Source organism: Metabacillus sp. KH_069 (assembly GCF_057838075.1).
The window spans coordinates 2,278,083-2,292,531 of sequence record NZ_CM174460.1; the positions used below are offsets into that span (position 1 = coordinate 2,278,083).

Annotated in this window: 12 protein-coding genes and 1 pseudogene; all 13 read right to left on the reverse strand. The window is 40.5% G+C overall.

Translation table 11 applies throughout. The features are described 5' to 3' along the window. Nucleotides 1-13 precede the first annotated feature (13 nt). Nucleotides 14-1,326 (reverse strand): annotated as a pseudogene (locus tag AC3ISE_RS11295) (lysine N(6)-hydroxylase/L-ornithine N(5)-oxygenase family protein). After that, nucleotides 1,316-1,867 carry a GNAT family N-acetyltransferase gene (locus tag AC3ISE_RS11300; RefSeq protein ID WP_489221028.1) on the reverse strand — a complete coding sequence of 184 codons (552 nt, stop codon included), beginning with the start codon at nt 1,865-1,867 and terminating at the stop codon, nt 1,316-1,318. The pseudogene AC3ISE_RS11295 and the gene AC3ISE_RS11300 overlap by 11 nt, the downstream one beginning before the upstream one ends. Then, nucleotides 1,864-3,648 carry an IucA/IucC family protein gene (locus tag AC3ISE_RS11305; RefSeq protein WP_489224318.1) on the reverse strand — a complete coding sequence of 595 codons (1,785 nt, stop codon included), beginning with the start codon at nt 3,646-3,648 and terminating at the stop codon, nt 1,864-1,866. Before AC3ISE_RS11305 ends, AC3ISE_RS11300 begins: the two co-directional genes overlap by 4 nt. Then, nucleotides 3,635-5,155, reverse strand: coding sequence for a pyridoxal phosphate-dependent decarboxylase family protein (locus AC3ISE_RS11310; protein ID WP_489221029.1), 1,521 nt, complete (start codon nt 5,153-5,155; stop codon nt 3,635-3,637). The genes AC3ISE_RS11305 and AC3ISE_RS11310 overlap by 14 nt, the downstream gene beginning before the upstream one ends. A gap of 12 nt (nt 5,156-5,167) precedes the next feature. Next, nucleotides 5,168-6,520 (reverse strand): aspartate aminotransferase family protein, encoded by a 1,353-nt coding sequence (locus tag AC3ISE_RS11315; RefSeq protein WP_489221030.1) that lies wholly within the window; start codon nt 6,518-6,520, stop codon nt 5,168-5,170. A 241-nt stretch (nt 6,521-6,761) separates the two neighbouring features. Then, a complete protein-coding gene (locus AC3ISE_RS11320) occupies nt 6,762-7,217 on the reverse strand; it encodes a GNAT family N-acetyltransferase (RefSeq protein ID WP_489221031.1) in 456 nt (151 codons plus the stop codon). 185 nt (nt 7,218-7,402) lie between these two features. Then, nucleotides 7,403-8,059 carry a thiamine phosphate synthase gene (gene thiE / locus AC3ISE_RS11325; protein WP_489221032.1) on the reverse strand — a complete coding sequence of 219 codons (657 nt, stop codon included), beginning with the start codon at nt 8,057-8,059 and terminating at the stop codon, nt 7,403-7,405. Then, nucleotides 8,049-8,870, reverse strand: coding sequence for a bifunctional hydroxymethylpyrimidine kinase/phosphomethylpyrimidine kinase (gene thiD, locus AC3ISE_RS11330; RefSeq protein ID WP_489221033.1), 822 nt, complete (start codon nt 8,868-8,870; stop codon nt 8,049-8,051). Before thiD ends, thiE begins: the two co-directional genes overlap by 11 nt. Beyond that, nucleotides 8,857-9,681 (reverse strand): hydroxyethylthiazole kinase, encoded by an 825-nt coding sequence (gene thiM / locus AC3ISE_RS11335; protein ID WP_489221034.1) that lies wholly within the window; start codon nt 9,679-9,681, stop codon nt 8,857-8,859. Before thiM ends, thiD begins: the two co-directional genes overlap by 14 nt. 209 nt (nt 9,682-9,890) lie before the next feature. Continuing rightward, nucleotides 9,891-11,003: a GerAB/ArcD/ProY family transporter gene (locus tag AC3ISE_RS11340; protein WP_489221035.1), complete on the reverse strand. Its 1,113-nt coding sequence runs from the start codon at nt 11,001-11,003 to the stop codon at nt 9,891-9,893. 30 nt (nt 11,004-11,033) lie between these two features. Then, a complete protein-coding gene (locus AC3ISE_RS11345; RefSeq protein ID WP_489221036.1) occupies nt 11,034-12,212 on the reverse strand; it encodes a Ger(x)C family spore germination protein in 1,179 nt (392 codons plus the stop codon). A gap of 11 nt (nt 12,213-12,223) precedes the next feature. Next, nucleotides 12,224-13,699, reverse strand: a complete 1,476-nt coding sequence (locus AC3ISE_RS11350; RefSeq protein ID WP_489221037.1) for a spore germination protein — start codon at nt 13,697-13,699, stop codon at nt 12,224-12,226. Between the two features lie 138 nt (nt 13,700-13,837). After that, nucleotides 13,838-14,434, reverse strand: coding sequence for a LysE family translocator (locus AC3ISE_RS11355; protein ID WP_489224319.1), 597 nt, complete (start codon nt 14,432-14,434; stop codon nt 13,838-13,840). Nucleotides 14,435-14,449: the final 15 nt, after the last annotated feature.

Genomic DNA, 14,449 nt, shown 5'->3' on the forward strand with positions numbered 1-14,449 from the left:
CTCTCTCACTCTCCTATACTGTTTGTTTGCTGCGTACAAGATGGCCTGGACCAAAATGCTGAAAGACATTTTTTTCGGGCAGATCAAACACTTCTCTGCATGCAAGCTGATTGATGATTTTAGCATTCCGGTAAGCGCCTAATCCAAGATCGGGTGCTCCTACCCCGTGAGTATGCATTTCACCGTTTTGAATAAAGATTTTGTTTTCCCTCTTATTTTGCAGCTCTAGTTCATAATCTTTCGAGACAACTGGACGGTTCCTGGTGTCCCATTTCAAAAGGTTTGATAGATTCCCAAAAGCGCTTGGCCATACAGTCTTATAGCCGGTCGCTGCGATGACGATATCTGAATGCAGGTTAAAGGCTTCCCCCTGCTCCCATTGATGACATTGTAAATTTAAATCTGAACTGGTTGCCGCAATATCAAGGACGGCTGTTTTTGCCAATAAGTGAACATCGGGCTTTTGCCCCGCAATCGTTCTTTCATATAAAAGATCATAGATTTCAGCAATGGTATCTGCACTGATTCCTTTATAAAGAGAATCCTGTTTTGGTACGATCGTATCCTTTAATTCCTGCGGAAGCTTGTAAAAGTATTCTGTGTAGTCAGGCGAAAAATGCTCAAGCCCAAGCTTCGAATACTCCATTGGGAAAAATCCTTCCGTACGTGTAAGCCAATTTAATTGATAGCCGTACTCATTTTGTTCTTTCAGCAGCTCCAGAAAAATTTCTGCTGCACTTTGACCAGAACCAATGACGGAAATCGTATCAGCCTGCAAACTCTCTTTTTTCCTATGCAAAAATTCAGCCGAGTGAAAAAGATTGTCTGATTTCCCTCTTGCAGACCATTCTGGAATATTCGGAGCACTTCCCATTCCAAGAACGACATGACGGGCAATAAAGCGTTCCATTTCCCCGGTGCAAACATCTTCAACAAGGACTTCGTATCCTTCAGTATGATGCAAAACATCTGCAACCCGTTTTCCGAATTTGCAAGCTTTCAAGCTCTGCCTGCTACCCACTGCAGATAGTGATTATATTCTCTGCGCGGAATATGGAACGATTCAAGAAAATAGAAATGATAAAGTCTTTTTTGATGATGAAGATAATTCAGAAAGCTGTATTTGCTTATCGGATTAACCATGGAAACCGCATCAGCCAAAAATGGCACCTGTAAGGTTGTCCCTTCGATCAAAAGTCCTTCATGCCAATTAAATTCGGGCTTTTGATCAAAAAAGAGCGCCTCTGTATCCTCAACATCATCCAATAATGCTGCCATTCCGAGATTAAACGGTCCAAGTCCTACTCCAATTACGTCATAAACCATTCTCTGGCCCCCGTTCGAAATCTTCTCTTTCACAAATCATGAAAAGTGCTTTTTTATCAGGCAGCTGAATTTCCTTTTGCGGAAGGAATCCGCATTTCTTGAAAACATGTATCATTTTCTTATTTCGGCTGTCAGGCTCAGCAACGATCCTCTGTGTCCGTTTGTCTGTAAACATCTGTTTCATGATTTCATGGAGCATTGGCAGAGAAAGACCTTTACCAAGATAAGAAGGATCACCGATCAGCAAATGAACACCCTGATCATAAGACTCTGCTTCATAATAATCTCCAATGATGTCATCCTTTGCCCAATACGTTTCCCAATAGCTCATTGCCACACTGTCCAGATGCCCGATCCACAGCGTTTGATGATCATCCGCCAAAAGCTTTTTTAGATGCTTCTTATATTTGCTGAACGGGAAATCTTGATTCCAATATGGAATGACGTGAGGTTCATGGTGCCACTTATGAAGCATGGCAGCGTCATGTTCAAATTCGGCTTTTCGAAATGTTATGGATAGACCGGTCTCAAGCTGATTCATTTCGTTGCAAAGGCCTCCTTTTTTGTAAATAAAGGATTGCGCACTTGTACATAAACTGACTGCGTTTCAAGCGGTCCAACAAGTTCATCTAGATCGTGGAATCTCGTTAATAAATTCGCTTTGCAGGGCAAAGTCCCATTTTCAAGCAAGGTTTTCAGCAAAAGAGATGGATGATTAGCCGGAAGTGACTGCTGTTCCAATTCCTCCCTGATCAGATTAAGAAGATCCTTCTCGTCTGCCAGATTTGCAGTGCCAAATGCATTGACAAGTCCAAATAAATGATTGAAAAAGAAGTAATAGCGCAATCGTTCATCTGCTACCGCGTCAGAACAAACCGTTTCACTTTTCAAACCGATTCCAGGGAGATGCGAATTCAATTCTTTCTTTTTTGATTCGCAAAAATAAAAGCCCTGATTGTCTCTATAAAAAAAGCGCGATGGATAACCATTTTCAAGCTTAACAACGCTGTTTTGCTGATGTGCTTCAAGGGCAATTCCCTTTTCAAAATAGAGCCAAAGAATCGGTTTTAAGGAGATAGCCAAATAGCGTTTCAGCCAGTCTGTGCTTATTTCTTTTGTTGATCGATTTTCCTTTTTAGATTGGTCCCGAATGATGCTCGCAAGTCTTGATGATTGCGGCGAAATTCCGTCTTGACAAAGGGCAACTAGAGCTGTTGCTTGTTCCGCCCGTTTTTTATAAAAAGGATTTTCCCTGAGTATGACTTCAAAACCTGATTCTTTTTGATCGTGCAGCTTTAATGTAATAAATGCAGGATCGTGAATGATTTCAAAATCAGGATAATGCTCAGATAACTCACTTCCGAGCTGTGTGCCCATCAATTCTTTTACTTCTACTCCCCGTTCAAGCTCTTTTAACAGGTTCGCCCGGACAGAATTGGTGATTTTGATGTTAAGTGAAAATTTGAGCATGAACTCTACATCCGGATGATAAACTGTTCGCAGAGATGAAGTTGCATAAAATGACCGTCCCTGCTGTCCAAGATTTTCAAGCTTCCCTGCTTGAATGAATTCTTGGACAGAAGAGTCTCTAAGCAAATACTCTGCTTGCCACGGATGGATGGGAAGAAGCGCGTACTCATCCTCGCCCGCATACTTCTCTTTAAACGCATCATCGATCTCCGGGTCATCCTTGACAAGCTGCTTTATAAGGTCAATTGCTGACTTTGGCATTGTTGACTTTGAATAAATGGACTCTGCATGAGCTCTAAAATAATGCAGGGGAAATGCTCCTTTTAATTCTGGTGAATACGTCTTCATATCCGATTCAGTCATTCCCTGTCTGCTTTTTGGTGTAGGATGAAGCAAATGGCCAAACAAAAGGGACTGTTCAGCTGCAATAAAATCAAATGAGGTTTGATAGAGCTCTTCCTCATCTTTAGCTCGCTCTTCTAGAAATTGAGCCATGGATTCACAGCTTTGTTTGACTCGTAAAAGCAGTTCGTCGTTTTTTTCAGCTGAATTTAAATCCAATTCTTTCATCGTTTTTACAATGCATGTTATGTAATCGATTTCCTCATTTTCACAGTAAACAGGATATTCTAACAGGTGGCGCCCTGTCTCCGATAGATAGCCTGCAGGGATATAAAGGTTAGAATTTTGCTTGTGTAAACGAACATGAATCCATTTTCCATTGTGCTTCTTTCTTAATGCAACAGGTGCATCTTCACTAAGATTCCCGCTGTTTGTTTCACGCAGAAAGCAATTTAAATAGCTTTGCAGAGTTGCTTTTTCAGCAAGAGCCATCGCTTCAAGTTTGTTCATCATGCAGCCTCCTTGTTTCATCTTCTCCGATTTCTTTCATTCTTCTGATGATTTTTTCTACATCACTCATCTTTGTTAATGGATTTAAAAAGGTGAATTTCAGACAAGCATTGCCGTCCACCTTCGTCCGGGCTATGATCACTTCTCCATTTTTCAGAAGAATTTCCCGGATTTGATAGTTTAATTGATTGAGCTGCTCATTTGTTAAAAAGCCTGTCCCGATGTATCTGAAAACAACCGTGCTCAGTTCAGGCTGATGATAGACACTGAATTCACGCACTTTTTTCAGCAGCTCATATGTTTTCTGCGATACAAGCAGCGTGTGATCAATCATCTCTTCCCAGTCTTCTTTTCCAACTAATTGAAAGGACAGAAACGGTTTCAGTGCATCAAAGCGTCTTGTTGTCTGAATGGATTTTGAAACTAAATTCGGGATATCATCTTCCTCGTCTTCAATAGGATTCAAGTAATCCGCATGATGTCTGATAAATGAAAATGACTCCCTGTTCTTTACCAGAAATGCTCCGCAGCTGATTGGCTGATAAAACATTTTATGAAAATCTACGGTAATGGAATCTGCTTTCTCTAAACCAGCAAGTTTATGCTTATGGGTATCTGTTAAGACAAGTCCGCCACCATAAGCAGCATCTGCATGAAACCACAGATCATGTTCTATAGCGACGCTGCTCATTTCCGCAAGCGGATCAATGCTGCCAAAGTCTGTTGTTCCTGCTGTGCCGATCAGAGCAAAAGGCAAATCGCCCTTTTGTTTCAGTTCGTCAATGCATGAAGCTAAATCATCCATACACATTCGGTATTTTTCATCCGCTTTTACTAAAACAACAGAATCTTCACCTAATCCTAATATTGACGCTGCCTGCTGTACTGAAAAATGGGCTGCTTCTGAGCAGAGGATTTTCAGACGATGCTGCTCAGGGTGAAGACCCTTCTTTTTACTATTCCAATTCCAAAATTTTAAGGCAGCACGTTCTCTTGCAAGCAGCAGCCCCATTAAATTAGACTGCGTTCCGCCGCTTGTCATCACACCATCTCCATCAGGAAGCCCGAACATCCCGCACAGTCCATTCATTACATACTGCTCAACCATAGTAGCTGCGCCGCTTTGATCCCATGAATCCATGGATTGGTTTAAGCCGGAAATAATGGCTTCAGCCGCTAAACCCGGAATCATTGGCGGACAGTGAAGATGTGCAGCAGTTGATGGATGGCTGACATGAATGGTATTTGAAGTGATGGTATCCGTAAGTTTTTCATATACCGTTTGCTCATTTTGATTCGTTTTAGGGTGAAAGACTGGAAAATCTTGATCTAATTCCTTCTTCATGTCAAAAGGACTCAAACCGCTGTATGGATCCTTGGATGCCATGATCCTTTTAACGGAGTTCATCGCATGCGTCATTTGATTTTCATAATGTTCCAAGCTTGATTGATGATTTGATAAAAATAGATGTTCAAAAGCTGTTTTTTCTTTGACTGCTGACATCATATGATCCACATCCTAAACTAAACTTGGGCTGAGCGTTCTTTCTGCCGCTTTAACGGATTCGAAGAATATATCACATACCGTGTCAAGCTGTTCTCTTGAAATGATCAGCGGCGGCAAGAAACGGACCACACTGCCAAAGCGCCCCCCAAGCTCAAGGATAAGCCCTCGTTTAAAGCATTCTTGCTGGATAAGCTTCGCGAGCTTCGGATGCGCAGGATAACTCCCAATGGCATCTGCAGCTGCGGTTTTATCTACAATTTCAGCGCCTACCATCAGTCCTAATCCCCGAACATCTCCAATAGACGATACTTCTTGCTTCATTTGTTTTAAGCGCAGCATTAAGAAATCGCCAAGCAGTGCTGCCTGTTCATCAAGCTTTTCCTGCTTAATAAATTTCATTGTGGCTGTTCCTGCAGCAATCGCAATCTGATTCCCGCGGAAAGTGCCTGAATGTGCTCCCGGTTCCCATTGATCAAGATCTTTATGATAAACAACAACCGCTAAAGGCAGTGTTCCTCCGATTGCTTTTGAAAGAACAACAACATCAGGGTTGATGTCAGCATGTTCAAAGGCAAACATTTTTCCAGTGCGGCCAAAGCCAGTCTGGACTTCATCGATGATGAGAGGAATTTGCTGTTCATTTGAAATCTTTCGTACTTGTCTTACCCATTCATCAGGAGCTGGAATGGTGCCGCCTTCCCCTTGCACGATTTCCATGACCATACCCGCAGGTTTCACAATACCCGATTCCGGATCGTTCAGAGTGCGGTCTATAAAAGTGGAACCGATTGCTGCACCCTCGTCTCCTCCTATGCCAAACGGACAGCGGTACGAATAGGGATATGGCAGAAAGTGAACGTCAGACATTAAATTGGATATTTTACTTTTCGGTCCAAGATTGCCCATTAGACTAAGCGAACCATTTGTCATTCCGTGATAACCGCCCTGGAAGGATAGCATGCCGCCTCTGCCAGTTGCTGTTTTTACAAGTTTCATTGCCGCTTCTATCGCATCAGAGCCTGAAGGACCGCAAAATTGGATTTTCGCATTTTCTGCAAATTTTTTCGGTAGAGCGTCGAACAGTTCCTCAACGAACTCCTCTTTCATTGGTGTAGTAAGATCGAGCGTATGAAGCGGACGCTTGCCTTTTATCACATTTTCCATTGCTTCGATCACAACCGGATGATTGTGTCCAAGTGCCAGAGTGCCTGCCCCTGCCAAACAATCTATGTAGGTTTTATTCTCAACATCTTTCACATAAATCCCTTCTGCCTCACTGATCGCGATTGGAATTCTGCGCGGATAAGACCTAGCATTCGATTCTCTCTTGCGCTGGCTGCTTAAGTAAAACTCATTCGTTAGCATAATTAATCACCTTTCTTATTTGAAAATAATTCTCATTCTCATTTAAAAAAATTAGCAATCATCTAGATTGCATTAGTTTATTATGAATACACATGAATCTTAATTGAAAATGATTATCAATGTCAATGACTTCTGAAAAATCAGTCATTCCTGCCTATGCATTCTTTAAAGTAAAGCATTCATTCTAGAACATCATACCTATGGTTTATTTACATATTCTCACAAAAAAAGAGAACAGAATTTAATCTGTTCTTCCGTTTTGAAGCAATGTTATCCTTACTCCGGGAGCTACTTCAATTTCTTTTGTTTTTTCAAAACCAAAAGATTGATAAAGTGCTATTGCGGGGAGATTCTTTGATCCAGTAGATACTGTCACTCTTTTATTCAAATTCTTTTTTAATAGATAATCAAGCAGAGTTGAAGCAATCCCTAATCGAAAAAAGTCAGGATGAACCACTAGTCTGCAAATATTGAGAGATTCTTCTTCCCTTTCATAAGACAGTACTCCGCGAATTTCATTATCCATCATGCAGCCAATAAAGGTTTCTGTTGAAGCGGCAATGTCATCTGAGGTTTCTTTAAGCTGGGGGATATCTCTGAACCCGATTATTTCTGCTTCAATTAGGTAAGCAGGGATTTGTATTCCCAGAATTTTTTCTGCTGTGCTGTACTCTTTATGGTTTAAGTGCTTAATCATTTTATCCGCTCCACTTTACATAATAATATTATTGATGCATATTTTAAAAAAATCTTCCTCTCTTTATTCTATGCTTTTTCTTTTAATCCTTTTTAAACGATTTACCATTCTAGTCAACATCAAAGTTTAAAAAAATTAACAAACAAAAAACGTGCAAATCTTGAGAATGATTTGCACGTTTTCTATTACTCTGATATTCCAGCAACTGCTTTCTTCAATACAGAAGAACTTTCAAACACATCTGCCGCAAGACTGATTGCAGTAATAACAGATACTCCATCTGCACCTGCTTCTATTACCGCTTTAGCATTGCCTTCATTAATTCCGCCAATTCCAACAATTGGAATCCTTAAACCGCTTTTCCTTACTTCTTCGATCAGAGAGGTTCCTTTTACAGGTTCAGCGTCTGTCTTTGTAAATGTCGGATAAATGGGTCCAGCCCCGATATAATCGGCTCCATCAGCAATAGCCCTCTTTACTTCCATAAGCGTATGGGCTGAGACACCTACTATTTTTCCTTCCCCTAATTTCTTTCTGACTGTACTTGCATCTTCATCATTCTGTCCGATATGAACCCCATCCGCGTTCAAAGCAAGAGCGAGTTCTATGTCATCGTTTACGATAAATGGAATGGCATGCTCTTTGCATAGATTCTGCAGTTTCTGAGCCAGGTTCACTTTTTCAGATCCTGTAAGAGCGCCTGCTCCTTTTTCCCTGAACTGAAACATCGTAATGCCTCCATTTATGGCTTCCAGGAGGACTTTTTCAGGATCTTCCTTACAGTTTGTGCTTCCCACGATAAAATACAGTTGTAGTTTTGAACGCAATTCCTCATTCCACATGCAAAGGTCTCCTCTTTTTCTGCTGGTAAGCCCAATGATTTGTCGGTCCGTGCCCCTGTCCTATTTCAAGATCTTCTTTGATCGCTTCCTGAATAAATGACACGGCGGTTTCGACTGAATGATAGACTGTGTTTCCTTTAGCCATTTCAGCTGTAATTGCTGCAGCAAATGTACATCCCGTACCGTGCGTATTTTTTGTCTCAATGCGATTACTTGAAAAATAACTGAACTCAGTTCCATCATATAATAAATCCACTAAATGGTTTTCGTTTTCAGCATGCCCGCCCTTAATGACAACATTCTTGACGCCTAAAGAGTGCAGTATTTCAGCTGCAGTCCGGCGATCATCGAGAGTATGAATTTTCATACCTGTCAGCACTTCAGCTTCTGGAATGTTGGGTGTAACAATCAAAGCAAGCGGAAGTAAATGTTTTTTCATTGCTTCGACTGCTTCATCCTGCAAAAGAGATGCCCCGCCCTTTGCGATCATAACGGGATCTACAATCACTCTGCTCCAATTAAATTTTTTCATTTGTTCAGAGACTGCCTCTATAATTTCACTATTAAAGAGCATCCCTGTTTTTATAGCGTCAGCTCCAAGATCTGAGCCAATCGCTTCAATCTGCTGCACAACCGCGTCCGCTGTTAACGGAAATACCCCATGAACACCAAGCGTGTTTTGTGCGGTTACCGCTGTAAGGGCAGACATTCCATACACATTTAATTCTTGAAACGTTTTTAAATCTGCCTGAATTCCTGCTCCACCGCCGCTGTCAGAGCCTGCAATCGTAAGTGCTTTAGAGATTGACATGGTTAACCTCCTCTAGCAATGATCGTTTTTTAATGTCTTCTGCTGATATATGATAAAGATTATTCAAAAGCTCGATTTGAAAGCTGCCTGGGCTTTGATATTCAATTTCTTCTGCTGCAAGTTCCGCTGCAATCCCATATACCGCGAGTGCTGCGGCTGAAGCAAGAACATAGTCTTTTTCAACTGCACAAAATGCGCCGATAACAGAGGTTAACAAACACCCTGCACCCGTTACTTTTGTCAAAAGAGAATGGCCATTTTTGCAAATAAAGGTTGTTTCACCATCTGAAACAATGTCCTGTTTTCCTGTAATCACCGCAATCGTGTCTAACTGCTTTGCAGCTTTTACAGCAAGCGCAATTAAATCACCCTCACCGTCACCGGAGTCGACTCCTTTTATCGCCCAGTTCTCACCGACTACATTTGCAACTTCAGCAGCATTTCCTCTAAGTACAGTAATATCCAGTTCCTTAACGATTTTTTGTGACGTCACAGTCCGGTACGGCGTTGCCCCTGCCCCAACCGGATCAAAAATAACGGGCACTTTATGCTTATTTGCAGATTTTCCTGCAATCAGCATCGCTTCTACATTTTCTTCATTTAGAGTACCAATATTTAATACGAGTGCGCCTGCAATTTCAGCCATATCAGCCACTTCTTCTTTTGCATAAGCCATGACCGGGGATGCTCCGATTGCCAAAAGGCCATTTGCTGTAAAATTTGTTACTACCACATTTGTAATATTGTGCACCAGAGGTTTTTCTGTTCTTAGTTTTTCTAAAGCCGCTGCAATCGTTTTCGCTTGTATCATGTTTTCCCCTCCCAAAAAATAAAGAGCACTCTGCCGCGGCAAAGTGCTCATATGTATCCCTGAATCACATCCCTGCGCTGGCATTATCCAACAGGTTCATTCGGTCTTCGGCAGTTAGCCGTACTCTCAGCCTGATTCCACAAGCTCCCGATTTCATTATTTTATTTTATGATTCAAAGTGTACTCTTCTGGCAATGATTTTGCAACCATTAAACAGCCGTTTTCTTTTTCAGCACCTTAGTTTTTACTAACAAAATGAAGATAAGGATAATAGGAATGCCAAACTGAAATGGCAGGTGGATGTACAGAGGAACAATTTCAAGTCCGATTTTGATATGTTCATTAATGTTTTCAGCCATGAAAAACGATGAGATAAATCCAGCAGTGACTGATCCGTATGTAATATAAGTTATATTTACTTTTGGCATAAGCTCTGATAGACCCTTAATGGCCGCATAAAAAAACAGCACAACTTTTACAAATCCGACAAAGAAGAATAAAATGACAGAGAGAATCTCAATGTGCTGGAAAAAATCGAGCAAATTGATCATTTCAATGGATTTAATGAGCGGAAAGGAAAAGAATGTGGCCATTTTGGCCCCGAGCATGCCGATAATTGTCTCTGTTACTGTGATAATGATCAAGCCGCTGAAGACAACAGCCATCCACCCTTTTTTAACCAGATAGCTTTGATTGTTCACGGCAGGAAAAATCATGAGAAAAACAACCAGCTCTCCAAAAGGAAAGGTAATGCTAGCTGGAAAGATAGAGCTTACAACAGTTTTCCAGTCTGATTTTATAAGCGGTAAAATATTTGTCCATTCGTAAAGAGGAGTGAGAACCGTTATAAGAGTTGTAAGCGCAATCAGCAGAATACTTCCAAACAGCAGAAGTTCGGAAGTCCTCGCAATCGCCTCTAATCCCAAGATGCATGCATATCCCGCTAAAAGAACGAAAACAAGTCCGATTACCCAAACATGAATGTTGTAAAAAAGAATGGAACTGATAAAAAACTCAAAGTCCTTCACGACTCTCATGCCAATATACAGAAAATAAACGGAATACAGCGCCATGACGGTTTTGCCTCCCCATTTTCCAAGACAGACCTTCAAAAGTTCAGAAAAGGGACGTTTTTTTTCATCTATTCGAAGCATCCAATTATAGAAATAGTAAATACCGATCCCAATTATCATTGCGATAAGGTTAACAAGCCAGGCCTCTTCCTCTGCATCAAGTCCAAGTCCGACAACAACCGTACTTCCGAGAAGAAACAGCGTCATAAGAGAAAAAACCTGAAAGGGGGTTATTTGTTGTTTCATCATCCTATCATCCTTTGAAAAACATTTATAATTTTATGGAACTTCACTCACATCTCCAATATTTGTTATAGTCATATCGATGTCCAGGGTTACAGGAACAGAAGGATATATTTGCTCCCACTGCTTGCTGACATCATCGAATTTGAACGGATCTTTTAAATACACTTCTTTTAAAAACCCAATAAAGTCTGTATTTTCCGCCTGGCTTTTAGTGATCAGCTTTCTAAATTCGCTTTTAATGCTCTTTTCAGCCTCCACCTGCAAATCTTCAATTACATTCTGTTTGCACGTACTTTCAAATACTTCCCCCTTTACTTTATGCTTAACATGAAATGCCGGCTTGCCATCTTTGTAAGTCGTTTTTATTTTCGTTTTAGCCTTCCGTATATTAACAGCAAAGTACCCATCATCTTCTTCCCCGCAAGTCGTTTCAACAATTGTTTTTTTGATGCTGTTTGTGAAAGCATTGTAGGTTTTGCTTTGCTCCCTTTCCAAAAAACCAGCTAATTTATCCTTTTTAAAGTAAGCCATACCGTCAATAATCAGTTTTACAGCCGGTTCAGGATTTGCCGTGTTTTCTTTCGTTGTTCCAATTTCTGGATCTCCTTCGAAGCTAATATAAGGAATTACCGTCTGCTTAATATCCCTGAGCAGAGAATTCATCACTTTGTTAGGGTACTCATTAATGGCTGTCCCGAGATTTAATTCATTATTGTAGAGAATTTCCTTCATTCTATGGGAGGATACCTTCTGCACAGGAGTGACTATTTTCAAGATAGTATTGGCTGGAAAGCCTTTTGTGATTAATAATTTGATGTTTGATGAAGTTTCAGGTTCTGTCAGAAAAAAACTGAGCGATTCCCTTATGCCCTCCTCTTTTGCAAGTTCTTCGCCGATCAGAATAAGTTCCGCGCTATCAAGAAATATTTTTCTTGATACTGTGTTTGAAATATTCCGCATAGCCTGTGAAATTGTCTTGCCAGAATGCTGGTAGATGGTCGTTCCAGGCTCATCCCCGGCTGTATCAGGGTTCGATGTTGGATTAATGACCTGAAGCGTCACAAAATAGCCATCTTCGCCTTTGTCTATGCCTACCGCCGAAACAATTGCAATGGATTTGACTAGAGTATCTTCTACATTTTTTGAAACTAACACACTTCCACCAAGAGTGAGAATGATAAAAAATAAAGATGTCCATAGCCTTTTCTTCATGGGACCCTCCCTCATTCATTTTTCAGGCGGTCTTCTTCCTCTTTAGTAAATGTCTTTTTATTGTCAAGAATCTCGTTAATCGGTATCCGGATGGCTGCATCCTTTTGATCCTCAAGCTTAAATGGTGCAATAGGTGTAAAATAAGGAACACCAAAAGACCTTGATGAAGAAAGCTGGAGCAAATAATAAAGGATGCCTGCAATAATTCCAAAAAAACCGAGTATTGAAGCAAGAAACATAAAAATAATGGTCAATCTCTGGGAAACAGGTGCCAAAGTGTAAATAGGAATAATGCTGGAAAAAATATACGAAGCGCTTAATACGATTAATGTCATCGGCTGAACCAAGTAGGCTTCAACAGCTGATTGTCCAAGTACGATGGCTGCAAAAACAGTAACGGTAAACACGACAGATTGCGGCAGCCTCAAGGAGCTCTCTGTAATGATTAAAATGAGAAAGTAAAAAGCAATCACTTCTACGACTGTCGGTGCAGGAACAAGCTCCCGCTGAGTCACAATCCCCACGAGCAAATTAGTCGGGATCAGTCCGGGATGATAGATGGTAAAAGCGATATATAAGGCTGGAAGAATAACAGCAAAGCAATACACAAAAATTCTGAAGAGCCTTTTCAGGAAAATCTTTTTTGCAGGAAAGTAATAATCATCCGGTGATTGAAATAACTGCACAAAGACAGTTGGAAGCGTGACAACAAATGGCGTTCCATCAACAATGAGAGCGATTCTGCCTTCTAAAATCTCACTGCATGCCACATCAGGACGATCCGTCGATAAAGTCAGCGGAAAGACAGCGCTAGATGAGCTTGTCAGCGTCTCTTCAAGATAATTAGAATCAAGAATGACATCCATTTTAATTTTTGAAAGCTTTTCCTGCAGCTCTTTTAAAATTTCCTTATCAGCTTTTCCTTCCATATAAACAATAGATACTTTGGTAGTGGAGTTCAAATTTTCAGGACTTTCGATCCGGAGTGAAGGATCTCTAATAATCTTTCTAATCAGTGCAGTATTTGACGAAATTTCTTCATTAAATCCAATGTCCGGTCCTTTTAATGTTCTTTGAGCTTTGGGGCTTGTTATGCTTCGCTCAGGAAATTTTTTTGTCCCTGCAGCGATACAGCATCTGTACCCTTCTGCAAGTATTACGGTATTTCCCATAAGTAATTCACTGATTACTTGATTCATCTCATTCACTTTTCTTGTCTCTTTAACTGTAAGCACATTCTTAAAAAGAACATCAATAAGGTTCTCTGAATGTGCTTTACCGCTGTCAAAGGAAGCTAAGGAAGGCAGGATTGACTCCTCCAGCTGATCACTGTCAATAATTCCGCTGATATATACAATTAAAAAGGTAAAACCATGATTCCCGGCCTCTTTGAATTGCAAATCAGTGCTGTTGCCAAGCTTTTCTTTAATCGCAGTCATATTTTTTTCAAGTGACTCGTCTATCTCACAAGAAGCAGCTTTAGACATAGTGCGTCCCTCAATTTCGTTTTAGTCATGGATTAATATTCCTTTCCAACCAAATAATTATGTGAGTTTATGGAAAAGAAAAAAGAACCCGCATAAAACGGGTTCTACTAAATAGAAACATATTATTCTTTTATCTGATTATTTTCTCTCAAATGCTAATTTAATCCCGAATCCAATGAGTACTGCTCCAGTAATGCCTTCCATCCACTTTTGCACAGCAGGCTTTTTCATGAAGGCACTCAACTGATGGATCAAGTAAATATAAATAATAAACCAAATAAAAGTAAGAATTGTGTATGTTAATCCCATGATCATAAACTGTGTAAATGTATTCGATCCAGGCACCAAAAATTGCGGCAAAAAGGTTAAAAAGAAAACAGCCACCTTAGGGTTTAGGAGATTTGTCAAAAATCCCTGCCTGTAACAGTTGATCCGCTTTGAATCAGACTTTTGCTCTTCATGGTCTTGGAGGCTGGCCTGTTTATTTATGGTCCATAAAGATTTAAGTCCCAAGAAAATCAGATAGCAAGCACCCGCGTACTTCAGGATGGAAAAGAGAAAAGCTGATTTGACAATAAGTGCTGATAACCCTAACACAGCTGCAAACGTATGAATTAAAAGGGCTGTCAAAGTACCAAGTACAGTTTTCATACCACCTGCTCTGCCGCTTGCGATTGTGTTTTTGGTAGCAACGGCTGTATCAGGTCCCGGCAATAAGATTAATAACAGCGACATGATGATAAATAATGA

Coding starts and splice junctions, on each gene's coding strand:
- AC3ISE_RS11300 (WP_489221028.1), bottom strand. CDS start 1,867: ATGAATCAGCTTGAGACCGGTCTATCCATAACATTTCGAAAAGCCGAA.
- AC3ISE_RS11305 (WP_489224318.1), bottom strand. CDS start 3,648: ATGAACAAACTTGAAGCGATGGCTCTTGCTGAAAAAGCAACTCTGCAA.
- AC3ISE_RS11310 (WP_489221029.1), bottom strand. CDS start 5,155: ATGATGTCAGCAGTCAAAGAAAAAACAGCTTTTGAACATCTATTTTTA.
- AC3ISE_RS11315 (WP_489221030.1), bottom strand. CDS start 6,520: ATGCTAACGAATGAGTTTTACTTAAGCAGCCAGCGCAAGAGAGAATCG.
- AC3ISE_RS11320 (WP_489221031.1), bottom strand. CDS start 7,217: ATGATTAAGCACTTAAACCATAAAGAGTACAGCACAGCAGAAAAAATT.
- thiE (WP_489221032.1), bottom strand. CDS start 8,059: ATGTGGAATGAGGAATTGCGTTCAAAACTACAACTGTATTTTATCGTG.
- thiD (WP_489221033.1), bottom strand. CDS start 8,870: ATGTCAATCTCTAAAGCACTTACGATTGCAGGCTCTGACAGCGGCGGT.
- thiM (WP_489221034.1), bottom strand. CDS start 9,681: ATGATACAAGCGAAAACGATTGCAGCGGCTTTAGAAAAACTAAGAACA.
- AC3ISE_RS11340 (WP_489221035.1), bottom strand. CDS start 11,003: ATGATGAAACAACAAATAACCCCCTTTCAGGTTTTTTCTCTTATGACG.
- AC3ISE_RS11345 (WP_489221036.1), bottom strand. CDS start 12,212: ATGAAGAAAAGGCTATGGACATCTTTATTTTTTATCATTCTCACTCTT.
- AC3ISE_RS11350 (WP_489221037.1), bottom strand. CDS start 13,699: ATGTCTAAAGCTGCTTCTTGTGAGATAGACGAGTCACTTGAAAAAAAT.
- AC3ISE_RS11355 (WP_489224319.1), bottom strand. CDS start 14,434: ATGTCGCTGTTATTAATCTTATTGCCGGGACCTGATACAGCCGTTGCT.